The 25,599-nt window shown below is 72.3% G+C and carries 24 protein-coding genes and 1 pseudogene; 15 read left to right on the top strand and 10 right to left on the bottom strand.

Annotated features, from left to right (window positions below; all coding sequences use genetic code 11):
- Nucleotides 1-172: 172 nt before the first annotated feature.
- Entirely contained in the window at nucleotides 173-2,557 is a 2,385-nt protein-coding gene (locus ACZ5DC_RS24215) for a phosphoketolase family protein (protein ID WP_468655855.1), read from the bottom strand.
- Nucleotides 2,558-3,084: 527 nt separating this feature from the next.
- Between ACZ5DC_RS24215 and ACZ5DC_RS24210 the strand changes: the two genes are divergently transcribed.
- The 6 genes from ACZ5DC_RS24210 (at nucleotide 3,085) to ACZ5DC_RS24185 (ending at nucleotide 9,321) form a co-directional block, all read left to right on the top strand.
- Nucleotides 3,085-3,294, top strand: a complete 210-nt coding sequence (locus ACZ5DC_RS24210; protein ID WP_468655853.1) for a ferredoxin — start codon at nucleotides 3,085-3,087, stop codon at nucleotides 3,292-3,294.
- A complete protein-coding gene (locus tag ACZ5DC_RS24205; protein ID WP_468655851.1) occupies nucleotides 3,284-4,639 on the top strand; it encodes an NAD(P)/FAD-dependent oxidoreductase in 1,356 nt (451 codons plus the stop codon). The genes ACZ5DC_RS24210 and ACZ5DC_RS24205 overlap by 11 nt, the downstream gene beginning before the upstream one ends.
- Before the next feature lie 31 nt (nucleotides 4,640-4,670).
- Nucleotides 4,671-5,855: a cytochrome P450 gene (locus ACZ5DC_RS24200; RefSeq protein WP_468655849.1), complete on the top strand. Its 1,185-nt coding sequence runs from the start codon at nucleotides 4,671-4,673 to the stop codon at nucleotides 5,853-5,855.
- Nucleotides 5,856-5,922: 67 nt separating this feature from the next.
- On the top strand, nucleotides 5,923-6,879 hold the full coding sequence (locus ACZ5DC_RS24195) for a GlxA family transcriptional regulator (protein WP_468655847.1): 957 nt from the start codon (nucleotides 5,923-5,925) through the stop codon (nucleotides 6,877-6,879).
- A gap of 122 nt (nucleotides 6,880-7,001) precedes the next feature.
- Nucleotides 7,002-8,000 carry a type I glyceraldehyde-3-phosphate dehydrogenase gene (gene gap / locus ACZ5DC_RS24190; protein WP_468655845.1) on the top strand — a complete coding sequence of 333 codons (999 nt, stop codon included), beginning with the start codon at nucleotides 7,002-7,004 and terminating at the stop codon, nucleotides 7,998-8,000.
- Nucleotides 8,001-8,187: 187 nt separating this feature from the next.
- On the top strand, nucleotides 8,188-9,321 hold the full coding sequence (locus tag ACZ5DC_RS24185; RefSeq protein WP_468655843.1) for an FAD-dependent oxidoreductase: 1,134 nt from the start codon (nucleotides 8,188-8,190) through the stop codon (nucleotides 9,319-9,321).
- A 32-nt stretch (nucleotides 9,322-9,353) separates the two neighbouring features.
- Here ACZ5DC_RS24185 and ACZ5DC_RS24180 read toward each other — a convergent pair whose 3' ends face one another.
- The 5 genes from ACZ5DC_RS24180 to ACZ5DC_RS24160 all read right to left on the bottom strand — a co-directional run bounded on the left by ACZ5DC_RS24180 (nucleotide 9,354) and on the right by ACZ5DC_RS24160 (nucleotide 14,158).
- On the bottom strand, nucleotides 9,354-10,241 hold the full coding sequence (locus tag ACZ5DC_RS24180; protein ID WP_468655841.1) for an SDR family NAD(P)-dependent oxidoreductase: 888 nt from the start codon (nucleotides 10,239-10,241) through the stop codon (nucleotides 9,354-9,356).
- Between the two features lie 178 nt (nucleotides 10,242-10,419).
- A complete protein-coding gene (locus tag ACZ5DC_RS24175; RefSeq protein WP_468655839.1) occupies nucleotides 10,420-11,301 on the bottom strand; it encodes a TauD/TfdA dioxygenase family protein in 882 nt (293 codons plus the stop codon).
- 38 nt (nucleotides 11,302-11,339) lie between these two features.
- Nucleotides 11,340-12,167: an ABC transporter ATP-binding protein gene (locus tag ACZ5DC_RS24170; RefSeq protein WP_468655837.1), complete on the bottom strand. Its 828-nt coding sequence runs from the start codon at nucleotides 12,165-12,167 to the stop codon at nucleotides 11,340-11,342.
- A complete protein-coding gene (locus ACZ5DC_RS24165) occupies nucleotides 12,154-13,233 on the bottom strand; it encodes a taurine ABC transporter substrate-binding protein (RefSeq protein WP_468655835.1) in 1,080 nt (359 codons plus the stop codon). Before ACZ5DC_RS24165 ends, ACZ5DC_RS24170 begins: the two co-directional genes overlap by 14 nt.
- 55 nt (nucleotides 13,234-13,288) lie before the next feature.
- Nucleotides 13,289-14,158 (bottom strand): ABC transporter permease, encoded by an 870-nt coding sequence (locus ACZ5DC_RS24160; RefSeq protein WP_468655834.1) that lies wholly within the window; start codon nucleotides 14,156-14,158, stop codon nucleotides 13,289-13,291.
- 670 nt (nucleotides 14,159-14,828) lie between these two features.
- On the opposite strand from ACZ5DC_RS24160, the gene ACZ5DC_RS24155 reads away from it, so the two are divergent.
- From ACZ5DC_RS24155 to ACZ5DC_RS24145, 3 genes are all read left to right on the top strand, one after another.
- Nucleotides 14,829-15,734: an NAD-dependent protein deacetylase gene (locus ACZ5DC_RS24155; protein ID WP_468655832.1), complete on the top strand. Its 906-nt coding sequence runs from the start codon at nucleotides 14,829-14,831 to the stop codon at nucleotides 15,732-15,734.
- A gap of 604 nt (nucleotides 15,735-16,338) precedes the next feature.
- Nucleotides 16,339-16,830 carry a sortase gene (locus ACZ5DC_RS24150; RefSeq protein WP_468655830.1) on the top strand — a complete coding sequence of 164 codons (492 nt, stop codon included), beginning with the start codon at nucleotides 16,339-16,341 and terminating at the stop codon, nucleotides 16,828-16,830.
- Nucleotides 16,831-17,003: 173 nt separating this feature from the next.
- Nucleotides 17,004-17,588: a class F sortase gene (locus tag ACZ5DC_RS24145; protein WP_468656106.1), complete on the top strand. Its 585-nt coding sequence runs from the start codon at nucleotides 17,004-17,006 to the stop codon at nucleotides 17,586-17,588.
- On the opposite strand, the gene ACZ5DC_RS24140 is transcribed toward ACZ5DC_RS24145, so the two are convergent.
- Nucleotides 17,561-17,731 carry a hypothetical protein gene (locus ACZ5DC_RS24140; RefSeq protein ID WP_468655828.1) on the bottom strand — a complete coding sequence of 57 codons (171 nt, stop codon included), beginning with the start codon at nucleotides 17,729-17,731 and terminating at the stop codon, nucleotides 17,561-17,563. The two genes, ACZ5DC_RS24145 and ACZ5DC_RS24140, sit on opposite strands and share 28 nt — an antisense overlap.
- Nucleotides 17,732-18,019: 288 nt before the next feature.
- Between ACZ5DC_RS24140 and ACZ5DC_RS24135 the strand changes: the two genes are divergently transcribed.
- Nucleotides 18,020-18,850, top strand: coding sequence for a class I SAM-dependent methyltransferase (locus ACZ5DC_RS24135; protein ID WP_468655826.1), 831 nt, complete (start codon nucleotides 18,020-18,022; stop codon nucleotides 18,848-18,850).
- A 9-nt stretch (nucleotides 18,851-18,859) separates the two neighbouring features.
- Here ACZ5DC_RS24135 and ACZ5DC_RS24130 read toward each other — a convergent pair whose 3' ends face one another.
- The gene (locus tag ACZ5DC_RS24130) at nucleotides 18,860-19,390 is read right to left on the bottom strand and encodes a GNAT family N-acetyltransferase (RefSeq protein WP_468655824.1); all 531 of its coding nucleotides are present in this window, start codon (nucleotides 19,388-19,390) and stop codon (nucleotides 18,860-18,862) included.
- Between the two features lie 136 nt (nucleotides 19,391-19,526).
- Between ACZ5DC_RS24130 and ACZ5DC_RS24125 the strand changes: the two are divergent.
- Nucleotides 19,527-19,856: pseudogene (locus ACZ5DC_RS24125) on the top strand (VOC family protein); the annotation flags it as partial.
- A 143-nt stretch (nucleotides 19,857-19,999) separates the two neighbouring features.
- Here ACZ5DC_RS24125 and ACZ5DC_RS24120 read toward each other — a convergent pair.
- On the bottom strand, nucleotides 20,000-20,638 hold the full coding sequence (locus ACZ5DC_RS24120) for an HD domain-containing protein (RefSeq protein ID WP_468655822.1): 639 nt from the start codon (nucleotides 20,636-20,638) through the stop codon (nucleotides 20,000-20,002).
- A gap of 135 nt (nucleotides 20,639-20,773) precedes the next feature.
- Between ACZ5DC_RS24120 and ACZ5DC_RS24115 the strand changes: the two genes are divergently transcribed.
- The 3 genes from ACZ5DC_RS24115 (at nucleotide 20,774) to ACZ5DC_RS24105 (ending at nucleotide 23,732) form a co-directional block, all read left to right on the top strand.
- Complete coding sequence (locus ACZ5DC_RS24115; protein ID WP_468655820.1) at nucleotides 20,774-21,748, top strand: GlxA family transcriptional regulator; 975 nt, start codon at nucleotides 20,774-20,776, stop codon at nucleotides 21,746-21,748.
- 212 nt (nucleotides 21,749-21,960) lie between these two features.
- Nucleotides 21,961-22,575: an NAD(P)H:quinone oxidoreductase gene (gene wrbA / locus ACZ5DC_RS24110; RefSeq protein ID WP_366754519.1), complete on the top strand. Its 615-nt coding sequence runs from the start codon at nucleotides 21,961-21,963 to the stop codon at nucleotides 22,573-22,575.
- A 401-nt stretch (nucleotides 22,576-22,976) separates the two neighbouring features.
- Nucleotides 22,977-23,732, top strand: coding sequence for a class I SAM-dependent methyltransferase (locus ACZ5DC_RS24105; RefSeq protein WP_468655819.1), 756 nt, complete (start codon nucleotides 22,977-22,979; stop codon nucleotides 23,730-23,732).
- Nucleotides 23,733-23,787: 55 nt separating this feature from the next.
- Here the strand turns inward: ACZ5DC_RS24105 and ACZ5DC_RS24100 are convergent, their stop codons facing one another.
- Complete coding sequence (locus ACZ5DC_RS24100; protein ID WP_468655817.1) at nucleotides 23,788-24,774, bottom strand: helix-turn-helix domain-containing protein; 987 nt, start codon at nucleotides 24,772-24,774, stop codon at nucleotides 23,788-23,790.
- 224 nt (nucleotides 24,775-24,998) lie between these two features.
- On the opposite strand from ACZ5DC_RS24100, the gene ACZ5DC_RS24095 reads away from it, so the two are divergent.
- Complete coding sequence (locus tag ACZ5DC_RS24095) at nucleotides 24,999-25,598, top strand: sulfite oxidase-like oxidoreductase (protein WP_468655815.1); 600 nt, start codon at nucleotides 24,999-25,001, stop codon at nucleotides 25,596-25,598.
- Nucleotide 25,599: the final 1 nt, after the last annotated feature.

Raw genomic sequence — 25,599 nt, 5'->3', positions numbered from 1 at the left:
CGCGGCACACCGCGAGGGCGCCGTGCCACAACCTCATGGTCCCTCACCCGCTCCACGGCTGCCCGCACCGCCTCCGGGGTCGACGGGGAGCCGTGCGTCAGCCGGCGGCACCCCGGTGACGTACCGGAAGAGGGCCCGGGAGGTGCCGCGCCGGGCCCTGTCGCGAGGCGGCTCAGCCGTCCCACGTCCAGTCGGCGACCTCGGGCAGGTCCATGCCGTGTTCCCGGATGTGGACGTGGTGGCGCTGGCGGGCGTCCTCCATGCGCTGGCGTACGGCGGCCGCGCGGACGGCGAGGCCGGGGACGCGGTCGACGACGTCCATGACCAGGCGGTAGCGGTCCAGGTCGTTGCGGACCACCATGTCGAAGGGCGTGGTCGTCGTGCCGATCTCCTTGTAGCCGCGCACGTGCAGGTGGCGGTGCCCGGCACGGCGGTAGGCCAGGCGGTGGATGAGCCAGGGGTAGCCGTGGTACGCGAAGATCACCGGCTTGTCGGCCGTGAAGAGTCCGTCGTACTCGAAGTCGCTCATGCCGTGCGGGTGTTCCTCGCTCGGCAGCAGCCGGGCGATGTCGACCACGTTGACCACGCGCACGGCCAGGCCGGGCAGGTGCCGGCGCAGCAACTGGGCCGCGGCGAGAACCTCCTGGGTCGGCACGTCACCCGCGCACGCGAGCACCACGTCGGGTTCGCGCGTGCCGTCCTCGCTGCCGGCCCACTCCCAGATGCCGGCGCCCCGGGCGCAGTGGACCTTCGCCTCCTCCATCGACAGCCAGTCGAAGCAGGGCTGCTTGCCCGCCACGATCACGTTGACGTAGTCGCGGCTGCGCAGGGCGTGGTCGGCGACGGACAGCAGGGTGTTCGCGTCCGGCGGGAAGTAGACCCGTACGGCCTCGGGGCTCTTGTTCATGATGTGGTCCACGAAACCGGGGTCCTGGTGGGAGAAGCCGTTGTGGTCCTGCCGCCACACATGGGAGGTGAGGAGGTAGTTCAGGGAGGCGACGGGAGCGCGCCAGGACAGGCGGCGGGTGGTGCGCAGCCACTTGATGTGCTGGTTGACCATCGAGTCCACGATGTGCACGAAGGCCTCGTAGCAGGAGAACAACCCGTGCCGGCCCGTGAGGAGGTAGCCCTCCAGCCAGCCCTGGCAGGTGTGCTCGGAGAGGATCTCCATCACCCGGCCGTGGCGGTCGAGGTGCTCGTCCACGTCGAGGACGGCGGCCTGCCAGGCCTTGCCGCTGGCCGCGTAGACGGCCTGGAGCCGGTTGGAGGCGGTCTCGTCGGGGCCGACGAGCCGGAAGTCGCGGCGGTCGGCGGTCGCCCGCATGACGTCCTCCAGCAGGTCGCCGAGGACACGTGTGGGTTCGTGCAGGGTGGCGCCGTGCTTGTCCACCTCGACGGCGTACTTCTCCAGCGGCGGAAGCGGCAGTTCCCGCACGAGGAGGCCGCCGTTGGCGTGCGGAGTGGCACCGAGCCGCCGGGCACCCTCCGGGATGCACGCCACCACGTGTGCGCGGGGGGTGCCGTGCTCGTCGAACAGTTCCCCGGGGCGGTAGGAGCGCAGCCACTGTTCCAGTTGCCGCAGGTGCTCGGGGTTGTCCCGCACGGCGGCCAGCGGCACCTGGTGCGCGCGCCAGGTGCCCTCGACCGGCACTCCGTCCACCTCGGCGGGACCGGTCCAGCCCTTGGGCGTGCGCAGCACGATCACGGGCCAGCGGGGCCGGTCCGTGGCACCGTCCTCGCGGGCGGCACGCTGGAAGCCGGCGATGCGGTCGACCGCGCGGTCCATCGCCGCGGCCATGGCGCGGTGGACGGCCGTCGGGTCGTCACCGGTGACATGGACGGGGTCGTGGCCGTAGCCGCGCAGGAGTTCGTCGAGTTCGGCTTCCGGGATCCGGGCCGGCACCGTCGGATTGGCGATCTTGTAGCCGTTCAGGTGCAGGATCGGCAGTACGGCGCCGTCGCGGACCGGGTCGAGGAACTTGTTGGAGTGCCAGGAGGCGGCCAGCGGCCCGGTCTCGGCCTCGCCGTCGCCGATCACGCAGGCGACCAGCAGGTCCGGGTTGTCGAAGGCCGCGCCGTAGGCGTGCGACAGGGAGTAGCCGAGTTCACCGCCCTCGTGGATGGAGCCGGGGGTCTCGGGGGCCACGTGGCTGGGCACCCCGCCCGGGAAGGAGAACTGCTTGAACAGCCGGGCCATGCCGGCCGCGTCCCGGGTGACGTCCGGGTAGGTCTCGGTGTACGACCCCTCCAGCCAGGAGTTGGCGAGCACGGCCGGGCCGCCGTGTCCGGGGCCCCAGATGCACAGCGCGTCCAGGCGGCGGGCCTTGATGAGGCGGTTGAGGTGGGTGTGCACCAGGTTCAGGCCGGGTGAGGTGCCCCAGTGGCCGAGCAGCCGCGGTTTGACGTGCTCCGGCTGGAGCGGCTCGCTCAGCAGGGGGTTGGCCATGAGATAGATCTGGCCGACGGCGAGGTAGTTCGCGGCGCGCCAGTGGGCGTCCAGGGAGGCGAGCTCCTCGTCCGAGAGTTCGGCGGGCGCCGTGTGCGTGTCGACGGACATCCGGATGCCTTTCGTGTCGGGACGGCGTTCGGGGGCTTCGTGCGTCTCGGCCTCCGCACGACCACCTTCCACCGACGCCCGGGTTCCGGACAGGGCCGTTCGGGCCACCGGCGGCCCAGCGGGCGCTCCCGTGGGACCTGACCGCCTCCGCGGCCACCCGATCGGACCACCCCCGCGGCCGGCCGGCGGCGCGCCCCGGTCCCCCGTCCGCCGAGGGGGTCGGGGCGCTCAGCATCCGCGGACTCGCGGCAGCGCCCGGCGCGCACCCGCGTCTGCCGGTCAGCGGACCGACCGGGGCCGTCAGCGTTGCCCGGCCATGTCGCCCTGTGGGCCGGGGAGATCAGTCGCACGGGTACGGAACTGGGCACTGTTCGCCGGGAGTTCACTCGACGCGTCGCGATCGGCGCCGCGCGGCGTCCTGGAGTGAGGTCGCACCGGCGGCGCCCCCGAAGTGGTCACCGTGCGGGCCGACGGGTCTCCGCCCATGCTGGAGGTGAGGGGGTGGGACGGCGGAGGAGGTAGTGAAGATGCGGACCGTTGTCGATCTCACGCGCTGCCAGGGATACGCACAGTGTGTGTTCCTCGCGCCCGGCGTGTTCGAGCTGCACGGCGAGGAAGGCCTTCTCTACGCCACGGCCGTACCCGAGGACCAGGAGGAACGCGTGCGCCAGGCCGCGGCGGCCTGTCCGGTCCAGGCCATACTCCTGGGCGAAGAGGTGAGCAGCGGTGCCCGGTGACCTCAAGGACGGCCGCATCGTCGTCGTCGGTGCGTCGCTGGCCGGCCTGCGGGCCGCGGAAGCGCTGCGTCAGGAAGGCTTCACCGGTTCACTGACCGTGGTCGGGGACGAACCCCACGTACCCTACGACCGTCCGCCGCTGTCCAAGCAGGTGCTGCTCGGGCAGGCGACGGCGGATACCACCGAGCTGCCGATGCGCCGGGATCCGGACGCCGAGTGGCGGCTGGGCGTCCGTGCGACGGGCCTGGACCTGCTGGGGAAGCGGGTACTGCTGGAAGACGGGGAGTCACTGCCGTACGACCGGGTGCTGATCGCCACGGGAACCCGCGCGCGGCCCTGGCCCCACAAGGAGGAGGCCGCGCTGGACGGGGTGTTCACCCTGCGTTCGCGTGAGGACGGCGCGGGGCTGGCCGAGCGGCTCGCCGAGGGGCCGGAGCGCGTGCTGGTCATCGGCGGCGGCTTCACGGGCTCGGAGATCGCCTCGGCCTGCCGGGAGCTGGGAGTGCAGGTGACGGTCACCGAGCGCGGCCCCGCTCCGCTGGTCGGCGCACTCGGCGGCACCCTGTCGAAGCTCGCGGCCGTCATGCAGCGCAACAACGGCGTGGACCTGCGCACCGGCGTGACGGTCACCGCCCTGAACGGCAACGGGGCCTTCACCGGTGCGGAGCTGTCCGACGGCAGCCGGGTCGACGCGGACGTGTGCGTCGCGGCGTTGGGAGCGATCCGCAACGTCGAATGGCTGGCGGACTCGGGGCTCGCGGCGGGTCCGCGCGGGATCGCGTGCGACGCCGGGTGCCGCGCCTTCAACATGTACGGGATCGTCACGGACGACGTCTTCGTGGCGGGCGACGTCTCCCGCTTCCCGCACCCGCTGTTCGGCTACCAGCTGCTGTCCCTGGAACACTGGGGCAACGCGGTCGAGCAGGCCGAGGTGGCGGCCCACAACATGGTCAACCCGGGTCCCCTGCAACGCCCGCACCTGGCCGTCCCGGTGTTCTGGTCGACCCAGTTCGGACTCAACATCAAGTCCGTGGGTGTGCCCACCTACTCCGACCACGTGGTCATCGCCCAGGGCTCGCTGGAGGCGCGCCGTCTCGCCATGGTCTACGGGTACAAGGGCCGGGTCACCGCGGCCGTCACCGTGGACATGGCCAAGTCGCTCGACTACTACCGGCACCTGATCGAGACGGCCGCCGCGTTCCCGCCCCCGCCCGGCGCCGCGGACCGGGCGATCGCGGCCGACGTCACGATCCCTTCCGACGTGCCCGACCCGTCGGTGCTGTCCCACGGTCCGACCGTCGCGCTCACCGGTCACCTGCCCGATCGCCGGCTGACCGTGGTGTAGCCCACGCCCCGCTCGACCACGAGGAGCCGCCATGGCCTCCGAGACCCTCCTGGCACGCATCACCGACTACTCCAGCCGCCCCGACCCGTACCCGCTGTACGCGGAACTCCGCGAGGCCGGTCCCGTGGTCCCGCAGGCCGACGGCAGCTACCTGGTCGGCACCTACCACGAGATCGCCGCCCTGCTGCACGACCCGCGGATGAGCGTCGACCCCCGCACCCCCGGCGCGGAGGCGCGGCACCTGCCGTTCCTGCGGCTCGACGACCCCGAACACCACAGACTGCGCACCCTGGCCATGCGGCCCTTCGGCCCACCGCACAGCCCGCACCGCGTCGACGGCATGCGCGAGGAGATCGACCGGATCACCCGGGAACTGCTGGCCTCCTTCCGGGCGGGCGAGCAGATCGACCTCGTCGACGACTTCGCCTACCCGCTGCCCGTGACGGTCATCTGCCGCCTGCTCGGCGTGCCCCGGGAGGACGAGCCCCTGTTCCGGGCCTGGTCCGACGCCCTCGTCGCCGCCGCCGACGTCAGGCCCGGCACGGACACCACCGACACCGACAAGGCCGGTGAACAGGCGCAGACGGAGATGGGCGGCTACTTGGTGAACCTCGCCGAACAGCGCCGCGGCGCACCCGGCGACGACATGCTCTCCGCCTTCGTCAACGAGCCCGACCCGGCGCTGCGGCTCAGCCGGGAGGAACTCGCGGAAACGGCGATCCTGCTGCTCATCGCCGGGCACGAGACCACGGTCAACCTCATCACCAACGGTGCGCTCACCCTGCTGCGCCGGCCCGACCAGCTCGACCTGCTGCGCCGCGAACCGAACCTGCTGCCCCGCGCGGTGGAGGAGCTGCTGCGTTTCGAGCCCCCGGTCCACATGCGCGAGCGCCTCCCGCGCGCCGACGTCGACATCGCCGGCACCACCCTCCCGGAAGGCGCGTCCGTCGTCCTGGTGCTGGCCTCCGGCAACCGCGACCCCCAGCGGTTCGACGACCCCGACCGGTTCGACCCCACCCGTCCGGACAACCAGCACTTCGGTTTCGGCAGCGGCATCCACCTCTGCTACGGCGGTCCCCTGGCCCGCATCGAGGCCTATTCCGCGCTCGGCGCCCTGCTCCCCCGCCTCGGCACCGCGCGGCTGGTCCAGGACCCGCCGCCCTACCGTCAGAACGCCATGCTCCGCGGCCCCCGCCACCTGCCCCTCCACCTGTGAGGCGAGCGGTCTGACGCCCGCGGCACAGGTGGAGGGGCACGTGCGCCGCTCGGCGTAACCTCTTCCTGTGCCGCCCTCCCGCCTTCGTCGCGTCGCCGTCCTCGTGCTCGGGGGCGCGAAGCCGCTCGACGTCGGAATTCCCGCGCAGGTCTTCACCACCCGCGCGAGCATGCCGTACGAGGTGCGGGTGTGCGGGGCGGCACCCGGTCTCGTGACCGGCGGCGACGGCCTCGCGTACCACGTCGCCCACGGCCTCGACGCGCTCGCGTGGGCCGACATCGTCTTCGTCCCCGGCTACCGGTTCCCGGACCGCGAGGACCCCCCGCGCGCCGTGATCGACGCGCTGATCGCCGCCCACGACCGGGGCGCGCGGCTCGCCGCCATCTCGACCGGCGCCTTCGCCCTCGCCGCCACGGGTCTGCTCGCGGGCAAGCGGGCCACGACGCACTGGCACTACACGCGGGCGCTCGCGGCCAGGCATCCGCTCGTCCGGGTCGACGAGAACGTGCTGTTCGTCGACGAGGGCAGCGTCCTCACCTCGGCGGGCGCCGCCTCCGGCATCGACCTGTGCCTGCACATCCTGCGCGGCGACCTCGGTGTGGCCGCGTCCAACCACGCGGCCCGGCGCCTGGTCGCGGCCCCCTACCGCAGCGGCGGCCAGGCCCAGTACGTGCCGCGCAGCGTCCCCGAGCCGCTCGGCGAGCGGTTCACCGCCACCCGCGAGTGGGCGCTGCACCGGCTCGGTGAGCCCCTCACCCTCGACACCATGGCGCGGCAGGCGGGGGTCTCGCCCCGCACGTTCTCCCGGCGCTTCGTCGAGGAGACCGGCTACACGCCGATGCAGTGGGTGATGCGCGCCCGCATCGACCTGGCCCGCGAACTGCTCGAACGCTCGCAGCGCAGCGTCGAGCAGATCGCCGCCGACGTCGGGCTCGGCACCGGCGCGAACCTGCGGCTGCACTTCCAGCGCATCCTCGGCACCACTCCGAGCGAATACCGGCGCACCTTCACCCGGGGCGAGTGACCCACCGGGCGCCGTGCCCGCCGGCGCGTCGTGGCGGGATCCTTGTGAACCGTGGCGATCCCGCCACTGTCGGCGGCAGGGCCCGCGAACGAGGCTGGTGGCGAAAGGAAGGGACACCACACATGACTCGCATCGCCATCAACGGATTCGGCCGCATCGGACGCAATGTGCTGCGCGCCCTGCTGGAGCGCGACAGCGCCCTGGAGATCGTCGCCGTCAACGACCTGACCGAGCCCGCGGCACTGGCCCGGCTGCTCGCCTTCGACAGCACGGCCGGCCGGCTCGGCCGCCCGGTGACGGTCGACGGCGACGCCCTCGTCGTCGACGGCCGGCGGATCACGGTGCTGGCCGAACGGGAACCGGCGCTGCTTCCCTGGGCCGGACTCGGCGTCGACATCGTCCTGGAGGCCACCGGCCGTTTCACCTCGGCCAAGGCCGCCGGCGCCCACCTCGACGCCGGTGCGAAGAAGGTCCTGGTCGGCGCGCCCTCGGACGGCGCCGATGTCACGCTCGCGTTCGGGGTCAACACCGACGCCTACGACCCGGCCGCGCACACGATCGTCTCGAACGCCTCCTGCACCACCAACGCGCTCGCGCCGCTGGCCGCGGTCCTCGACGAACTCGCCGGTATCGAGCACGGGTTCATGACGACCGTGCACGCCTACACACAGGAGCAGAACCTCCAGGACGGCCCGCACCGTGACGCCCGTCGGGCCCGGGCCGCCGGCATCAACATCGTGCCGACCACGACCGGCGCCGCCAAGGCGATCGGCCTGGTGCTGCCCGGCCTCGAAGGCAAGCTGTCGGGCGACTCGATCCGCGTACCGGTGCCGGTGGGTTCGATCGTCGAGCTGAACACGACCGTCGCCCGCGACGTGACGCGCGACGAGGTGCTGGCCGCCTACCGCGCCGCGGCGGAGGGTCCGCTCGCCGGCGTCCTCGAGTACTCGGACGACCCGCTCGTGTCGTCCGACATCACGGGCAACCCCGCGTCGTCGATCTTCGACTCGGCCCTCACCCGCGTCGACGGCCGCCACATCAAGGTGGTCGCGTGGTACGACAACGAGTGGGGTTTCTCGAACCGGGTCATCGACACCCTGGAGCTCCTCGCCACCCGCTGACGCGGGGAGGGCGGGACGTCGGCCGGCGGTGCCCCGGCGGCCGGCGACGGGGCCGGTGCCGCCCCGCTGCCGGGGCTGTCGGTCCTCTGTCGGCGGCGTGTCGGCGAGACGTCGGCGGCGTCTGAGACCTTTCCCCCATCCTGCCGGGTGCCCATCCGGCAGACGTGCGGAAAGGCAAGGAACCACCATGACCACTGACGTCACGATCATCGGCGCCGGGCTCGCCGGACTGACCCTCGCGCGCGTCCTCCACGTCCACGGCATCCCGTCCACGGTCTACGAGGCGGATGCCTCACCGAAGGCCCGCGCGCAGGGCGGGATGCTCGACATCCACGACTACAACGGCCAAGTCGCCTTGCGGGCGGCCGGTCTGACGGACGAGTTCCGCGGCCTGATCCTGGAGGGCCGCGAGGCGACCCGGATCCTCGACCGGGACGGGACCGTCCTGTTCGACGAGGCCGACGACGGTACGGGCGGCCGCCCCGAGGTGCAGCGCGGCGAGCTGCGCCAGATCCTGCTCGACTCGCTCCCGGCCGGCACCGTCCGGTGGGGGCACAAGGTCAGCGGCGTCCGTCCTTGCGGTGAGGGGCGCCACGAGGTCGCCTTCACCGACGGGACGGTGGCCGTCACCAGCCTGCTGGTCGGCGCGGACGGCGCCTGGTCACGCGTGCGGCCGCTGCTCTCCGACGCGGTGCCCGAGTACACCGGCAGGTCGTTCGTCGAGACCTACCTGTTCGACAGCGACACCCGCCACCCTGCCGCCGCGAAGGCCGTCGGCGGCGGGTCGATGTTCGCGCTCGCCCCGGGCAAGGGCATCCAGGCCCACCGCGAGAAGGGCGACACCCTGCACACGTATGTGGCGCTCACCGGGCCGCTGGACTGGTTCGCCGCCATCGGCGTCACCGACGCCACCGCGGCCGCGGCGCGGATCGCCCGGGAGTTCGACGGATGGGCTCCGGAGCTCACCGCACTGATCACCGACAGTGACACCGCGCCGGCCCTGCGCCCCCTGTACGCCCTGCCGATCGGGCACCGCTGGGACCGGGTGCGAGGGGTGACCCTGATCGGCGACGCCGCCCACCTGTCGGCTCCCAACGGTGAGGGCGCCAACCTGGCCCTGTACGACGGCGCGCGACTCGGCGAGGCCCTGGCCGCGCACCCCGACGACGTCGAAGCCGCCCTCGCCGAGTACGAGCGGGCCATGTTCCCGCGCGGCGCGGAGGCAGCCGCCGAAGGCGCCCGGCTCTATGAGCTGCTCTTCGGCGCCGACACACCACACGGTCTGTTCGCCCTGTTCACCGGAGGCGCGTTGACCCCATGAGCCGTCGGCTGACGCTCGGCGGTCCTGCTCACTCAGGGCGTGAGCATGCGGTCCTGCTCCACCGGGGGTGTGCCGTCGTACCAGTCCAAAGGTTCGCCGAAGCGGACGAGCTGGCCGTAGAGGGCGGGATCGACGTGGTCGGCGAGGACCAGGTCGAGCACGGCCTCGGCGGCCTCGGCCGGTGACTGGGCCTGGCTGTAGTCGCTGAACCAGGGGCGGGAGGTGGCTGTGTCGACCATGCCGGGACACACGGCGGCGATCAGTGTGCCGTCGGCGAGGTCGCTCTCGCGGCGTTCGGCGGCGACGGCGCGGACGGCGGCGACCTGAGCCACCTTCGAGGGGACGTTCAGCCAGACGGGCCAGCCGGCCTCCCGCGCGGTCCGCTGGTGGACGGCGCCGCGCCATGACGCGACGGCGTGTTCGACCTGGTCGAGACTCGCGCCGTCGAAGAGGTGGTGCAGCCGGGGGTCGAGGTGGCCGAGGGTGCCGAGACCGCTGGCGACGACGAGCAGCCGTCCGCCCGGACGCAGCACGGGACCGAAGGAACGCAGGATCGCGTGGGTTGCGGTGTTGGAGACGGCGATGAACTCGTCGGCCCGGTCGGCCTGTGACTCCTCGGGCAGTACGCGGGTCACCGCGTTGGAGACGACGACGTCGACGCCTCCGTACCGGACCCGGAGCTCCTCGGCGAGGCGCGCGATGGCGTGGGTGTCGGTGACGTCCAGGACCCGGCCCTCGACCCGGGCGCGGGTGCCGGGCAGCCGGCCGGCTTCGCGTGCGGCGTCCGTCACGCGCCGGTGGCTGCGGCCGGTGAGCAGGACCAGGTCGTCCGCGTCCATGCGGGCCGCCAGTCCTTCGACGAGGGCGCGGCCGAGTCCTTGGTTGGCGCCCGTGACCAGGGCGATACGGGGTGCGTTCATGCCTGCCACGCTAGGAAGCGCACGACGGTGCGTCCAACGAGAGTCCGGCACGGCCGGTATGCGGGAACGTCATGGACGACGGGGGTCTCGCCGGCCGGCGCCACGCGTGGTGGACGATGCCGCCGTCGGGGGCGGGTGGTAGCGGCAGCCACCTGCCCCCCAGTCCCCGGGGAGGAGGTCAGCGCGCGTCCGCGGGACCCACGGGGGTGTCCCCGCGCAGCGTGATGCGGTGCATGACCCGGTGACGGTCGCCGTAGTCGCGGTTGGCGTAGTGGGCCGTGCTGCGGTTGTCCCACAGGGCGACGTCACCGGGCTGCCAGCGATGGCGTACGACGTGTTCCGGCTTGGTGAGGTGGGCGTAGAGGATGTCGAGGATGCCCCGGCTCTCGTGCTCCGAGACGCCCACGATGTGCGAGGTGAATCCGGGGTTCACGAAGAGGCCCTTGCGTCCGCTCTCGGGGTGGACGCGCACCACCGGATGCTCGACCGGTGTCAGGTCGGTGAACACCTGGCCCTCCCACAGGTTGCCGCGGCCCTCGCGACGCTGGGCGAGGTAGTACCCGAACTCGCGGGTGCCGTCGTGGACCGCGGTGAGCGGGTCGATCAGCGCCCGCAGGCCCGGCGACAGCGACTCGTAGGCGAGTTGGCTGTCGGCCCAGTTCGTGTCGCCGCCGTTGGGCGGCAGCACCACGGCCCGCAGGACGGAGATCGCGGGCGGTCGCCGTACGAACGTCACGTCCGTGTGCCAGACGTCGGCGAACCCGTTGTCCTGGCTGTCGAGCGAGTAGACCTCGGGGGCCACGTCACCGGAGTCGTGGACCGGATGCCCGGCGGTGACCTCGCCCAGGCGTCTGCCGAACTCGATCTGCCGGGCGTCGTCGAGGCCGTGCTGGCCGCGCACGAAGAGCACCTTGTACCGCACGAGTGCTTGCCGGAGCGCGAGGACCTCGTCGTCTGCGAGGCGACCGAGGTCGATGCCGTGGACCTCGGCTCCGAAGTGCGGGCCGAGTTCGGTGACCGGCAGCCGTGCCGCTGCGGGCCGTTCGCTGAGGACGCTCATCTGTCGGTGTTTCCTCTCTGGATGCGGGCGAGGCGGGGTCAGGCCGCGGCGGCGGCCTTGACGGCGTGGGAGACCTCCGCGCGCAGCTCGGCGAACTCCGCCGAATCGCGGAGCTGTTCGGCGTCGGCACCGTCACGCGGCAGGGGGATCGGCAGGTCGAGGGCCACGGTGCCCGGACTCTTCGTGAGCACCACGATGCGGGAGCCCAGGAACACCGCCTCGTCCGCCGAGTGCGTCACGAACACCGTGGTCCGCCCGGTCTCGGCGGTCACCTGGCGGACGTCCTCCTGGAGCCGTTCCCGGGTCAGCGCGTCCAGCGCCGCGAACGGCTCGTCGAGCAGGAGGAGCGGGTTCTCGGCGGCCAGGGCGCGGGCGATGGCGACCCGCTGCTGCTGGCCGCCGGAGATCTCCCAGGTGCGCCGCCTGTCCGTGCCCTCGAGACCCACGCGCGCCAGCAACTCCGCCCGCCGCTCGGGCCATTGGCCGCGGTCCACCCCCGCGTACCGCAGGGCCAGGTCGATGTTGCCCCGCACGGTACGCCACGGGAACAGCCGGGGCGTCTGGAACACGACACCGGCCGACTCGCCGGGCCGCGGCTCGGCGCCGGACACCCGCACCGAGCCGTGAGTGGGCCGCTCGAATCCGGCGATCAGCCGCAACAGTGTGCTCTTGCCGCAGCCGGAGGCGCCCACCAGGACCAGGAACTCGCCGGCGGGCACGGTCAGGTCGACCGGTCCCACCGCGGTGACGCTCTGCCCGCCCCGGCGGTACTGGTGGGTGACGTGTTCGAGGCGCACGGTCCCGGCACGCGGGGCGACGGCATCCTCGCCCTCGGCTTCCTCGCGTACGGCTTCACTTGAGGACATCGGGCAGCCCCTTGAGGTAGAACGCCTTGCGGACGACGTCCTCGGACGGTGCGGCGTCGATCTGCTTCTGGCCGGCCAGGAACCGGCCGGTGTCGGTGACGTACGACAGCAGCCTGCCGGGGTTGCCGTCGGTGCCCAGCCAGTCGGCGGACGCCACCTGCTCCGGGGTGAGGAACACGCCCTGCGCGAGCTGGGCCCGGGCGTCCGTGGTGCTGATGCCGAGCTCGGCCGCGACGGCCTTGACGGAGCCGGCGGGGTCGGACTTGAGCAGGCGGAGCGCTGTGGCCTGTGCCGCGCGCCAGGCGTCGATCGCCCGCGGGTCCCTGGCGATCAGTTCGTCCGACACCACGGCGAGGTCCAGGGTCGGCTTGCCCCCCGCGCCGATCTCCTTGCTGCTGGTGAGCTGGGTGCCGGTCTTGCGCAGTTCGTCCAGGGTCGGCAGCCAGACGTAGGCGGCGTCGATGTCCCCCCGCTGCCAGGCGGCGAGGATCGCCTGCGGCTGGAGGTCGACGAGCTTGACGTCGGACGTCCTGAGACCTGCCTTCGTCAGCGCGGCCAGCAGGCTGTAGTGCGAGGTGGAGGCGAACGGCGTCGCGACGGTCCTGCCCTTGAGGCCGGCGACGTCGACGACGCCGGTGGCCTTGCGGGCCACGAGGGCCTCGTTCTCGCCCGCGACGTCGAGGACCCAGGCCACCTTGTACGGGATCGGCGAGGCGCCGGACACCCCGCGGGCGAACGGGCTGGAGCCCAGGGCGGCGATGTCGAGGGACTCGCCGATGAACGCCTGGTTGACGGAGGCACCCGAGTCGAACTTGATCCACGTGATGCTGTGGTCCGGCAGGGCCTTCTCGAGCAGCCGGTTGTTCTTCACGATCAGATCGCCGCTGGGGAAGGCGAAGTAGCCGATGCGCAACTGCCTGGATCCGCCCGAGGCCGACGCCTCACTGTCCGAGGAGCAGCCGGTCACGGCCGCGGACACGGCGGCCAGGGCGCCGGCGAGCAGGAGCCGGCGGGACGGTCCCCGCGCGGGGGAGCCGACGGGAACTCCGGGCAGTGAGCGAGACATGGTGCGGCCGTTTCTGTGCGAGAGGAGGAAAGGTGGGGAGGTGGGGCCGGCTCGGCTAGGAGCGTCCGCGCCAGGGCACCGCGGTGCGTTCCAGCCGCAGCAGCAGGCCGTCGATGACCAGTCCGGAGACTCCGATGGCGATGATGCCGACGAGCACCACGGGCGTGTTGTTGTAGTTGGCGGCGTCCTTGACCATGCCGCCGATGCCGGGCAGTCCGTTGACCAACTCGGCGGCGACGAGGGAGGAGTAGGCGACTCCCACGGCGAGCCGGACGCCGGTGAGTGTCTCCGGCAGGGCGGACGGGAGGACGACGTCCCTGACGACGTCCCACCGGGAGGCGCCGAGGGCACGCGCGGCCTCCAGCAGGCTCCGGGGTACGGCCGCGACGGCCGTGGTGGTGGACACCGCCACCGGCGGGAAGGCGGCCACCGCCAGCAGGGTGATCTTCGGCTCCTCGTTGATGCCCAGCCAGATGATGAGCAGGGAGAAGTACGCCAGCGGCGGCAGCGTCCGCAGGAAGGTGATCCAGGGTTCGAACAGCGAGCGCAGCCAGCCGACGGTGCCCATCGCGAGCCCGAAGAGGACGCCGAGGGCGATGCCGGCGCCCGAGCCGATGGCGATGCGCCGCAGGCTGATGCCCAGGTGCTCGATGAGATAGGTCCCGTTGTAGCCCCGTACGCCGTCGTGTGTCGTGGAGACGTCGACGAACGCGTCCCACACCTTCGCCGGCGGCGGAACCAGCGTCTCGCTCCACGTCCCGCTCGCCGCGAGCGACTGCCACAGCGCGAGGAACAGCAGGAGCGAACCGAACGGCAGGGCGGCACGGCGCAACGGCGCCCGAGCGCCCCGCGGGGGCCTGCGGACCGGCGGTCCGGCGGCTATGGGGGTGGGACCGGTTTCTGGCGGACGGGATGTCGTGGGCATGGGGCAGCCTCCAAGGGCGCCACGCACGGGCGGCAGGGGTCAGCGGAGCTGACGGCCGCGGAGCGGGCACCGCCGGGTACACGGGGAACGACTCCCGCCGGGTGAGACGACCGGACAGCGGGAGGGGGAAACGTCAGGAACGCCGAGTCAGCGACAACACGAAGCCGGGCGTCGGCACAGGTCGATGACCAGGCGTCGCACCAGGAACCCGTGAATCATGCGCCTATTTCTACAGCAGTGCCCGGTCCCCGCAAAGGGTGTCCCACTTTCTGGACCAGGCGTCTCGTTGATCGTTTCGGCCCCACGCCGCCGTCGCGGTACGGGTGCGGCCAGGCCGTGCCGTCCTCGGTGACACCCTGCTCCGCTGCCGTCGGGCCACGACCGCGCATCCGATGGCGGCGGCGTACCGGAATGACGGGTGAGGGTCCGGGACGATGCGGTCCGGACGAGCGCGCGTGACCTGAGGGAAGAGGGGCATCGTGCGCTGCTGAGCCCCTGCACCAGGGTCTACGGGGCTCAGCCCTCCCCTCGCGGTCCGGGGACGCCCGTGGGCCCGCCGGCGTCCGCACCCGTCCGTGAGGGGGCGGGAACGGCCTGTCCAGCGCGGCTCGCGAGGGCGGGGGCGCCGGACCGGACTCCCCGGCGGCAGCCCGTTTCGTACCCTTGCGGCATGCGTATGCGCCCCACTCTCAGCTGGACCCCTGCCGAGGACCTGCCGCCCGGCACCACGGACCTGGAGCCGGTCGCCGATGCGCTGAGCGCCGGCGGCGTGCTGGTGCTCAGTGGGGCGGGCATCTCCACGGAGTCGGGCATCCCCGACTACCGGGGCGAGGGCGGGAGCCTGACCCGGCACACCCCGATGACCTACCAGGAGTTCACCGCGAGCGCCCGGGCCCGGCGCCGGTACTGGGCGCGCAGCCACCTCGGATGGCGCACCTTCGGCCGTGCCCGCCCCAATGCCGGGCACCTGGCCGTGGCCGCGTTCGGGCGGCACGGCCTGCTCACCGGGGTGATCACCCAGAACGTCGACAGCCTGCACCAGGCCGCCGGCAGCGAGGGCGTCGTGGAACTGCACGGGAGCCTGGACCGGGTCGTCTGCCTCGGGTGCGGCGCCTTCAGTCCGCGCCGCGAACTCGCCCAGCGGCTGGAAGCGGCCAATCCGGGCTTCGCGCCGGTGGCCGCGGGGATCAACCCGGACGGTGACGCGGACCTCACCGACGAGCAGGTCGAGGACTTCCGCGTCCTGCCCTGCCTGATATGCGGCGGCATCCTCAAACCGGACGTCGTGTTCTTCGGCGAGGCGGTTCCGCCGCAGCGCGTCGAGCACTGCCGCGAGCTGGTCCGAGAGGCGGCCTCGCTGCTGGTCCTCGGTTCGTCGCTGACGGTGATGTCCGGACTGCGGTTCGTCCGTCAGGCGGCCGGGGCCGGGAAGCCGGTGCTCATCGTCAACCGCGACCAGACCCGGGGCGACCGGCACGCCCTGACCAGGGTCGCGCTCCCGCTGGGAGAGGCCCTCACCACGGTGGCCGGGCGGCTGGACATCCCCGTCGGCGTACAGACCTCGCCGCCGGCCTGAACCCCGTGCGGCGTGGGCCGCAGGCGGGACGGGCCGAAGGGCTCGGCGGACTGTTCGGCGCGCGCCAGCGCGTACGCGCCCTGGACGACGGCCCCGGACAGTCGACGAGAGCGGCGACCGTCTCCCGGACCGGCGTACGCGGCGCGTCGTCGGCGACGATCTCCGGATCGCCCACCAGCCGTCCCACACCGCAGAGAAGTCATGGCACACGCGAGCTCCGTCGAGATCGTGGAGGCGTCCTGGACACACGTGTGGAACGCACACGACCCGGAGAAGGCCGACGGGCGAGCTGGGAGCTGTACCAGCGCCTCACCGCGTCACCCGCCGCAACCGACTGACGGGCGCGCGCGGCGGACCGCACCGTGCGGGGCGGCCTGGCCGACGTTCACCGTGATGGGGACGGGGCGGCGGGTGACGCGTACGGATGATCTCCGCGTCGGTGACCTGCGCAAGCGCTCACGCGGGCGGGCACGTGCGCCTGACCGGGTGACATGTTCGGCGACTCGCCGGGTTGCGGAACTGACGGACTGTCGGTTGCCTCGTGAGCGGAACACAGGAGATGTGCCGCGCAGCAGGCCGGTCACGGTTCCGTTGGAGGAAGCGCATGCGCTACAGACACATGGGTGCGGGTATCGGCCTGGCTCTCGGTGCCCTCGGGCTGCAGATCCCGGCCGCTGCCGCCGCTGACGACCCGGACCTGCGTATCGACCCGTGGAACGCACCACCGGGTTCGACGGTCACGGTCAGTACGAGTGCCTGCGACGCCGACGCGGACTACGGCAAGGGCCGGTCGGAGGTGGCCGGGGATTTCCACCTGTTCGCGGGCGAGGAGGAGGGGGTGCTCACGGGCGAGTTCCGGATCCCGGAAGGGGCCCGGCCGGGCGACGACACGGTCACCGTGAAGTGTCCGCCGCTGACCAAGGTCACGGAGACGTACCGCGTCGCCGGACGCACTCCGAACGGCTCGGTCAACGCCGGTTTCGGACCGGCCGACGACACGGGTGTGGGGCTCGCCCTGGGGGGAGGGCTGCTCGTCACGGCCGCCGCCGGGGGCGCGGTCTGGTTGTGCCGCCGCCCGCACCACGACCGCGTCTGACCGCCGAACCCGATCGCCACCTGGTCGTCCCGCTCCGCCGGCCGCCCCGGGTGGCCCCCTACCACCCGCTGCGACGCACCCCCCTGCAGCAGAGACGCGACGCGATGGCACTCAGACACCCCATCAGCCCGTCCCGAGCTCCGTTCGTCCTCGCGGTGCTCCTTCTGATCTGCATGATGACGGCCGGTGTGGTGCTGCTGATCAGCGCCGTGCACGACAGCGACTCACCCCCGCGGCCATCGGCGGCGCAGCCCCTCTCGACTTCCGCGCATCCCACCGGCCCCACGGTCCACCCGTTGCCCCCCGCCGAACCGGTCCGGCTCCGCATCGCCGAGATCGGGGTGGACGCCCCGATGACACGGGTGGGCCTCGATGCGGCGGGGGCACCGCGGACTCCCCCGGCCGACGAACCCGCCCTCGCCGGCTGGTACGGCGACGGCACTCCTCCCGGCTCGGCGGGCACCGCCGTCGCCACGGGGCATGTGGACACACCCGCCGGCGACCCCGGTGTCTTCTACGACCTCGGCGCCCTGACCCGGGGAGCCACCATCGAGATCAGCCGGGCCGACCGGCGGACGGCGGTGTTCACCGTCAGCGCCGTCGAGCTCTACGACAAGGAGGAGTTCCCCAGCAAGAAGGTCTACGGCGGTTCGGGCCGCCCCGAGCTCCGGTTGATCACCTGCGGTGGCGGTTACACCAAGCGCACGGGCTACCTGGGCAACGTCGTGGTCTACGCGACGCTGACCGCGGTGACGTAGCCGCCCGAACGGACGGCGTCACCCCGAGACGTGGACTCGTTCCCGCCGATGACGGGGAACTCGCCGGGTTCCCCGTCGCGTCGGGTGACCTCCAGCCGCAGCCTGTTCCGCGTCTCCTTCGGCGCCGCGGGCGGCCCCATCACCAGCGAGACCGTACTGGTGGGACTCCGGCGCAGCCGGACGCCCCCGTCATGGGACTCGACCGCGTGCCAGCCGGCCCGGGACTGCCAGAAGGCCCCGCCGTCTTCGGTGTCGTGACCGGTACGAACCGCAGGTGCAGCCGCCCGTCCGGCCCCGTGTGGCGTCGGACCAGAAGCGCTCCGCGCGCGCCACGGCCAGCGCGTCGATCACGACCCCGGTCAGCATCCCACTCCCCCAAGCCCTCGACTCGGCATGCGCCTTCGTGGGGCCGGCCGCAGTAAGGTCGCGCCATGCCCGAGACATCCGTGGCGCACTTCTACGACGAACTGGCCGACGACTACCACCTGATCTACCCGGACTGGGAGGCGAGCATCCGTCGGCAGGGGGCGGCTCTGAACGCCCTGATCGGCCAGGACCGGGCGGCGGTGCTCGACTGCTCCTGCGGCATCGGCACGCAGGCCATCGGCCTTGCGCTGCACGGGCACGGCGTCACCGGGACCGACGTCAGCCCCCGCTCAGCCGCCCGCGCGTCCCGTGAGGCCGCCCACCGGGGCCTGAGCGTGCGCACGGCCGCCGCCGACATGCGCCGTCTCCCCTTTCCCGACGGCCGGTTCGACACCGTCGTCTGCGCCGACAACGCGCTGCCTCACCTGCTGACCGAGCAGGATGTGCGCGCCGCCTTGACCGAGATGCGCCGCGTGTTGCGTCCTGCCGGTCTGCTGCTGGTGAGCACGCGCCCCTACGAAGCCCTGCTGCGCGACCGCCCCTCTTCGACGCCTCCGCAGGTGCACCGGGCCGCCGGCGGAGAACGGTCCGTCACCTTCCAGCTCTGGCGCCGGCACGACGACGGCGAGCACTACGACATGGAGCACTTCCAGCTCCTCCCGGAAGGCGGGGAATGGCGCGTCACGGTGCGCCGGACCGCCTACTGGGCGCTCGGCCAGGGCCGGCTGGCCGAGTGGGCGGCCGACGCCGGGTTCGTCGAGCCCGGGTGGCGGATGCCGGAGGAGACGGGCTTCTTCCAGCCGCTGCTCGTGGCACGTGCCGGCGCAGAGGGTGCGGGCGAGGCGGCAGGACGCGGTCGACGGTCCCGGCGACCGTGCCGTTGCGCCGTGCCGTGACCCGTCCCCTCAGGACCGCATACCGAACCACTGCTCGGCGCCGTACTCCTCGAACCGCTCGACCTCGGTGAACCCCAGCCTCACCGCGAGGCGCAGCGAGCGGGTGTTGGCGGTCTGGGTGCAGAGCACCACCGGCTCGCCGGGGAACGCGGCGGCGAACCAGTCGAGTACCGCCGCGCACGCCTCCGCCGCATAGCCGCGTCCCCACGCCTGCGGCAGGAACATGTAGCCGAGCGAGGCCTTCCCGGCACCGGGGCGGGCCTGACCCGCACGTGCCGCGTCGAGTCTGTCGAGCGTGACCATCCCGATCATCGCTCCGTCGAGATCCACCACGAAGGAGCCGGGTCGCCGCCCGGGCACCTCGGGCACCACACGCCCGAGCTCCTCACGCGGTCGGGGGCCACCGATGTAGGTGCCGACCTCGGGCGAGGCGAACAGTTCGATGACCGCGGCACGGTCCCGTGCCTCGGACTCGCGGAGCACGAGCCGTTCGGTCCTGATCGGGGCAGGCGGCCAGGCGACGGGTCCGAGTCCGGTCATGACGGGCAACCTATCGCACGGCCCCTTACGGCTGGGCCCGGCACCGGCTTCGGTCCGCTGGACCGGCTGGGCGTCAGGGCGGGGCGAGCACGCAGAACTCGTGGCCCTCCGGGTCGGCCAGGCACGTCCACGGGACATCGCCCTGGCCGACGTCGAGGCCGGTGGCGCCGAGGGCGCGCAGCCGGGCCGTCTCCGCCGCCTGGTCGTCCCGGTCGCCGTGGGCGTCGACGTCGTTCCCGTCCCGGAACCCAGGACAGCGGCGAAGAACCGCCTGCACCTGGATCTCGCCACCACCTCCCCGTCCCATCAGGCCGAGTTGGTCGCGCGCCTGAGGTCTCTCGGCGCGACGCCCGCCGACGTGGGCCAGGGCGACGTGCCGTGGACGGTCCTCGCCGACCCGGAGGGCAACGAGTTCTGCGTGCTGGAACCCCGGCGGTACCGGCCGCGACGCCCTGCACCGTCCGTGTGATCACCAGGGACAGGGCATCGCGGGCCGCCGCCGGCGGGAGCGTGGCGAGCGGCACGGGACGGCGTCCCCGCGGTCACCATCACGATGGTGGTGACCGTCGGCACACCGAAAGCGGCGCGTCGCCTCAGACGGCGAGGGGGTCACCGCGGCCAGGGAGCGTTGGTGACGCGTTCGACCATGGACGTGCGGCGGAATCCGGGGACGAAGTGTTCCAGGACGTCCGAGTTGACGGTGCCGTATGTGGTGTCCGGACGGTCTTTGAGGCCGTCGACGAATGCCTGCAAGAATTCCTTCTTGAAATTCCCGCGCGGATGAGCGGCGACGATCTCGTCCAGTTGGTCGCCTTCCAGTCTGTCCATCCCCCAGCCGATCGCGTCGGTGAGCACGCCGTAATTGGTGGCGGCGATCTCGGGGCCCAGGCGGCCGGGGATCTCCGGCGTCGTGTGCAGGGCGATCGCCATCCAGACCACCTCGGCGGCGCTCTCGGAGAACCCGCGGTCGAGCAGGAACTTCCGCGCGTGGTCGGCGCCGTCCACCTCGAAACGCTGTTGTGTGCCGGAGAACGGGATCAGCAGGCCCGTGTCGTGGAACATCGCGGAGATGTAGAGCAATTCGGGATCGGGCCGCAGGTCCAGCTTCCGCGCGTGGAGAGAACCGAGGAGAAACACCCGCCGCGAGTGGTGGAAGATCAGGGGATTGGTCCGCTCCCGGAGGAATTCCGTGGCCTCCGCGACAGCCGATGTCTCCGGTATTTCCACGCCTGCGATGATGTCGGTCATGATGTCCGTGCTTTCCGGTGCGATGTGCTACGAGTGGACCGTGCGTCCGTTCTCCACAGTGCCGACCACGCGGCCTGCGGCGCCGCCTCGGTCCGGCCATGAACCACTCGAATCCAGTCACCTCAGGATGGCTCTGTGAGCTCCGACACGCATCGCGTAGCGATTCTCGTCTACGACGGGGTCAAACTGCTGGACGTCGTCGGCCCCGCCGAGGTCTTCGGGGAGGCCAACCTCCTCGGTGCCGACTACAGCGTCGGCCTGGTGTCGACCACGGGTGCCGATGTCGCCTCCTCGATGGGCATGCGGATCGCCGTCGACGGCGGTGCCGCGGCGGAGGCGGACCCGGGCACCTTCCTGGTGCCGGGCGCGGACATCTACCCGAGGACTCCGGTCACGCGCGATCTGGTCGAAGCCGCCAGGGATCTGGCGGGCCGGTCCGGCCGCGTCGCCTCCGTGTGCTCCGGCGCCTTCGTCCTCGGCGCGACGGGCCTCCTGGACGGCAAGCGGGCGACCACCCACTGGAAGATCGCGGGCGAACTCGCCGCCCGGCACCCCAGGACCCGCGTCGAACCCGACGCCATCTACGTCCGCGACGGCACGACGTACACGTCGGCGGGGGTCACCGCCGGCATCGACCTGGCGCTCGCCCTCGTCGAGGAGGACCACGGTCCCGACGTCAGCCGGGAGGTGGCCCGCTCCCTGGTGGTCTACCTGCAACGGGCGGGCGGCCAGTCCCAGTTCTCCGCGCCCCTGCAAGGACCGCCGCCCCGGTCGCCCGCCCTGCGCAGGATCGTCGGCCTGGTCACGGCGGACCCCGCCGGCAACCACTCCCTCGCCGAACTCGCCGGGCACCTCAACCTCAGCACGCGTCACCTCACCCGGCTGTTCCGGGAGGAACTGGGCACCACGCCGGCCCGGTACGTGGAGTCGATCCGGTTCGACATCGCGAAGTCGCTGCTCGACCAGGGGTACACCGCGTCGCAGGCGGCGTCCTTGGCCGGCTTCCCGAGTTACGAGAGTCTCCGGCGCGTCTTCGCAAGGGAGTTGGCCATCTCCCCCGCCGCCTACCAGCGCCGGTTCGCCACCGCCCGCCGCGCCCAGCCCGAGTAGCGACCGTCGGTCGGCGCGGGCGCGGGGCGGCTCGGTGCCGCCGGGCCGCGGCCTCGGTCCCGGGTCCGAGGATGCCGGTGGTTGACGGTTGAACGAACTCGTTTAATATTCACCTATCGCGTCGGACGAGGCGCCGCACGGCACCCCTACCCGGGCTGACCTGCGTCCGCCCCGGCGCACCACACGCATCCCCAGGATCGGAGACGACCTTCATGACCACCCCTGTCCGCCTCGCCGTCATCTACTACTCCTCCACCGGCTTCTCCGCCGAGATCGCCAAGGAGATCTCGGCGGCGGCCGAGAAGGCGGGCGCCGAGGTGCGCCTGCTGAAGGCCGCCGAGCTGGCTCCGGAGGCCGCCATCGCCTCCAACCAGGCGTGGGCCGCCCACGCCGCGGAGAGCGCTGGCGTGCCCGAGGCCACGGCCGCCGACGTCGAGTGGGCGGACGCGATCGTCTTCGGCACCCCGACCCGCTTCGGCAACATCTCGTCCCAGCTGAAGCAGTTCATCGACACCCTCGGCGGCCTGTGGGCGCAGGGCAAGCTGGCCAACAAGGTCTACAGCGGCTTCGTGACCACCGCCACCGCGCACGGCGGCCAGGAGTCCACGCTGCTCGCGCTGTACAACTCCATCCACCACTTCGGCGGGATCATCGTGTCCCCCGGCTACACCGACCCCGTCAAGTTCGTCGACGGCAACCCGTACGGCACCTCGCACGTCGACGCCCAGGGCAACAACCCGGTCGGCGAGGAGACCCGCAACGCGGCCCGTCACCAGGCCGAGCGCGTGGTCCAGGTGGCCGCCGCCCTCAAGGCCGGCCTCGCCTGACACACCCGACGCGTCGGCTTGCCGCGTGTGAGTGCGGCGTGCGGGGCGTGCCTTCCGCGAGATGAACGGAAGGCGCGCCTCGCACGCCGTCGCTTCCGGCTCCGGCTGACCCCGTGTGCCGGGAAGGGATGAGATGGCGAGGGCCAGGACGACGCGTTCCGACGGGCGAGCGGCCCCGAGGTGCGCGGAGGCGCGCTGATCGCCCTCTTCCACCTCCCCGCCGGACGCGTCTCGTACGGCATCCGCCCCTCCCGGTCGGCCGGTGCGGCCGCGTAGGAGGTTCCGGATGAGGACGCGTGAGGACGCAGGGGGCGCGACGGGCCCCTCCCGCTCCTGACCGCCGGCCGGGTCAGGCGAAACCCGGTGGCTCTCCGGGGCCGGTTCTGCGTACCTTCGGCCGCATGGCTGACGAATGCTTCGCGCATCCACGACTCGCCGCGATCTACGATCCGCTCGACCCCGACCGCGGCGATCTCGACGCCTACCTCCGCATCGTGGAGGAGTTCGGGGCGCGCCAGGTCCTCGACATCGGCTGCGGCACAGGGGTGTTCGCCCTGCTCCTGGCCGAGCGCGGGATCGAGGTCGTCGGCGTCGATCCCGCCCAGGCGTCGATCGACGTCGCCCGGGGCAAACCGGGCAGCGACCGGGTGCGCTGGATCCGCGGTGACGCGACGGCCCTGCCGCCGGTGCAGGCCGACCTCGCGACGATGACGGCGAACGTCGCCCAGGCGATCGTCGGTCCGCACGCCTGGCACGAGACGCTGCGGGGAATCCACGGAGCGCTGCGGCCCGGCGGGCACCTGGTCTTCGAGACCCGTGATCCGGCCGCACGCGGCTGGGAGGAGTGGACCCGCGAGAACTCCTACCGCGTGACGGAGGTCCCGGGCGCCGGCGCCGTCGAGAGCTGGGTCGAGCTGACCGAGGTGAGCGGGCCGCTCGTGACCTTCCGCTGGACGTACGCCTTCGCGGCGGACGGACAGGTGCTGACATCGGAGTCGACCCTGCGCTTCCGGGAACGGGAAGAGGTCGAGTCGGACCTGGTCGCACACGGCTACGAGGTGCGGGACGTCCGCGACGCACCGGACCGGCCGGGCAGGGAGTTCGTCTTCCTCGCACGACGCCTGCGGGACGGTCGGGCAGGGTGGACGGAGACCTGAGTCGTCCTGCGGCCGGCGGGGCGGGAGCCCGGATGAGGTCCGTCTCCTGGGGGCCTCAGGCGGCCATGTCCTTCCCCGTCCCCCGCGTGTCCGACAGCCCGTGCACCAGCCATTCGCGGGGTGTCATGCCGTAGGCGTCGCGGAAGGCCCTGCTGAAGTGGGCTGCGTTCACGAAGCCCCACCGCCGTGCGATCACCGCCACCCCGGTCTCCAGTGCCCGGGGGCGGAGCAGGTCACGGCGGCACCGCTCCAGGCGCTGGGCCCGGATCCATCCGGCCACCGTGGTTCCCTCCTGCTCGAAGACCTTGTGCAGGTAGCGCACCGACATGAAGTGAACGGCGGCGATCGTGCGCGGCGAGAGACCGGGGTCGCCCAGATTCCTCATGATGTGGTCCTTGACGCGGACCAGAGTGGCGGCGGCCGTCGCCGAGTGCGGCCGGGACAGGTGACCGAGGCGCTCGTCGACGAGCAGCGCCAGCAGGTCCAGCGCGGTGACGGCGAGCTGGCGGCCGACGACGTCGTCGACGTCGGCCGCCACGCGCGCCAGGCCCGCGAAGTACCGGGCCAGGACGGCCGAGCTCCCCTCGGTCCCGGTGAACGTGGTCGCGGTCAGCGACCGCAGGTCCTCGGGCCGTACGGAGAGCACTTCGCGAGGAAAATGGAAGGAGGTGAAGGCGAAACTTTCGTGGAGCGTCTTCTGGAAGGCGCGGGAGGAATCCGAAAGGGAGAACTGGCCGGGCCGGACCACGCATTGCCGCCCGTCCTGTTCCTTCATCGCGGTACCCCGCTCCTGGAGGGTGAGGATGATGCATTCCCGGTCCTCGCCGGTGATCAGGCGTCTGCTCCGCGTCACCGTCTGCGGCCCCGCGCTGACGTGGGAGATCCGCAGCACGCCGAGCCGGTCGCTGGTGATGTCGCCGGGCGACGGCTCCTCCTCCAGGAGATCGACGCAGAGCGGTACGAAGGTGTTCGACACCGCTTCGTGCCAGCGTTCCGCCCGGTCGGCGGCGGACAGCTCCGCAGTGGACACGATGACGGGCATCGGTCTTCCTCCACGAATCGCGCGGTGAACAGGAGGCTCTGGCCGGCATTGGGCCCACCTTTACGCCTGGTGGCCGGAATGTCCACCCAGGAGCAGGACAAGAATTCCCCGCGCCGGCGCCGCCGCCCGCCGGCCCGAGTGGTCAAGCCGCCGCCGCGGTCCGAGACTGGAGGAGGAGCCTTCGTGCTCCTCCAGCGGCGGGTCACAGCGGGCAGGAGACGACGTTGACTTCCTTCTCACCCGGCTTCAGGGGACGACCCCACTCGTTGGCGGAACGGCTGCCGCCCGGGCAGTATCCGACCGAGTCGTTCCCCGTCCTGTCGGCCGGTCCCACTCCGCGGGTGCCGACCGAAGCCTGGTCGTTCACCGTCACCACGGAGCTCGGGGAGAAGCGGAGCTGGACCTGGGACCAGATGATGGCCCTGCCCCAGCAGGACACGGTGACGGACATCCACTGCGTCACCCGCTGGTCCAAGTTCGACACGCGCTGGCGCGGGGTGTCACTCGACGTCCTCCTGGACGGGCTGGAGACGACCGCCGCGTACGTGGTGGCCGACAGCCACGGCGGTTACACCACCAGCCTTCCGCTCGCCGACCTCCTCGGCGGCAGGGCGTGGATCGCGCACACCTACGACGGTTACGCGCTTACGCCCGAGCACGGCGGGCCGGCCCGGCTGCTGGTGCCGCACCTCTACTTCTGGAAGTCGGCGAAGTGGGTGCGCGGACTGCGGCTCACCCGCGAAGACGACCCGGGTTTCTGGGAGTCCGCCGGCTACCACGCCTACGGCGACCCCTGGCGCGAGCAGCGGCACCGGGGGGACTGAC

The sequence above is a fragment of the Streptomyces sp. NPDC031445 genome (genome assembly GCF_055581365.1).
The sequence above is the reverse complement of the archived record's forward strand: the minus strand, read 5'-3'. Positions and strand labels throughout refer to the sequence as shown.

Bases quoted from the DNA above. Each gene is read 5' to 3' on its own strand.
- ACZ5DC_RS24180 (WP_468655841.1), bottom strand. From the start codon at position 10,241: ATGAACGCACCCCGTATCGCCCTGGTCACGGGCGCCAACCAAGGACTC.
- gap (WP_468655845.1), top strand. From the start codon at position 7,002: ATGACTCGCATCGCCATCAACGGATTCGGCCGCATCGGACGCAATGTG.
- ACZ5DC_RS24100 (WP_468655817.1), bottom strand. From the start codon at position 24,774: ATGCCCGTCATCGTGTCCACTGCGGAGCTGTCCGCCGCCGACCGGGCG.
- ACZ5DC_RS24135 (WP_468655826.1), top strand. From the start codon at position 18,020: ATGCCCGAGACATCCGTGGCGCACTTCTACGACGAACTGGCCGACGAC.
- ACZ5DC_RS24170 (WP_468655837.1), bottom strand. From the start codon at position 12,167: ATGTCCTCAAGTGAAGCCGTACGCGAGGAAGCCGAGGGCGAGGATGCC.
- ACZ5DC_RS24200 (WP_468655849.1), top strand. From the start codon at position 4,671: ATGGCCTCCGAGACCCTCCTGGCACGCATCACCGACTACTCCAGCCGC.
- ACZ5DC_RS24165 (WP_468655835.1), bottom strand. From the start codon at position 13,233: ATGTCTCGCTCACTGCCCGGAGTTCCCGTCGGCTCCCCCGCGCGGGGA.
- ACZ5DC_RS24130 (WP_468655824.1), bottom strand. From the start codon at position 19,390: ATGACCGGACTCGGACCCGTCGCCTGGCCGCCTGCCCCGATCAGGACC.
- ACZ5DC_RS24185 (WP_468655843.1), top strand. From the start codon at position 8,188: ATGACCACTGACGTCACGATCATCGGCGCCGGGCTCGCCGGACTGACC.
- ACZ5DC_RS24175 (WP_468655839.1), bottom strand. From the start codon at position 11,301: ATGAGCGTCCTCAGCGAACGGCCCGCAGCGGCACGGCTGCCGGTCACC.
- wrbA (WP_366754519.1), top strand. From the start codon at position 21,961: ATGACCACCCCTGTCCGCCTCGCCGTCATCTACTACTCCTCCACCGGC.
- ACZ5DC_RS24215 (WP_468655855.1), bottom strand. From the start codon at position 2,557: ATGTCCGTCGACACGCACACGGCGCCCGCCGAACTCTCGGACGAGGAG.
- ACZ5DC_RS24155 (WP_468655832.1), top strand. From the start codon at position 14,829: ATGCGTATGCGCCCCACTCTCAGCTGGACCCCTGCCGAGGACCTGCCG.
- ACZ5DC_RS24105 (WP_468655819.1), top strand. From the start codon at position 22,977: ATGGCTGACGAATGCTTCGCGCATCCACGACTCGCCGCGATCTACGAT.
- ACZ5DC_RS24120 (WP_468655822.1), bottom strand. From the start codon at position 20,638: ATGACCGACATCATCGCAGGCGTGGAAATACCGGAGACATCGGCTGTC.
- ACZ5DC_RS24210 (WP_468655853.1), top strand. From the start codon at position 3,085: ATGCGGACCGTTGTCGATCTCACGCGCTGCCAGGGATACGCACAGTGT.
- ACZ5DC_RS24160 (WP_468655834.1), bottom strand. From the start codon at position 14,158: ATGCCCACGACATCCCGTCCGCCAGAAACCGGTCCCACCCCCATAGCC.
- ACZ5DC_RS24150 (WP_468655830.1), top strand. From the start codon at position 16,339: ATGCGCTACAGACACATGGGTGCGGGTATCGGCCTGGCTCTCGGTGCC.
- ACZ5DC_RS24145 (WP_468656106.1), top strand. From the start codon at position 17,004: ATGATGACGGCCGGTGTGGTGCTGCTGATCAGCGCCGTGCACGACAGC.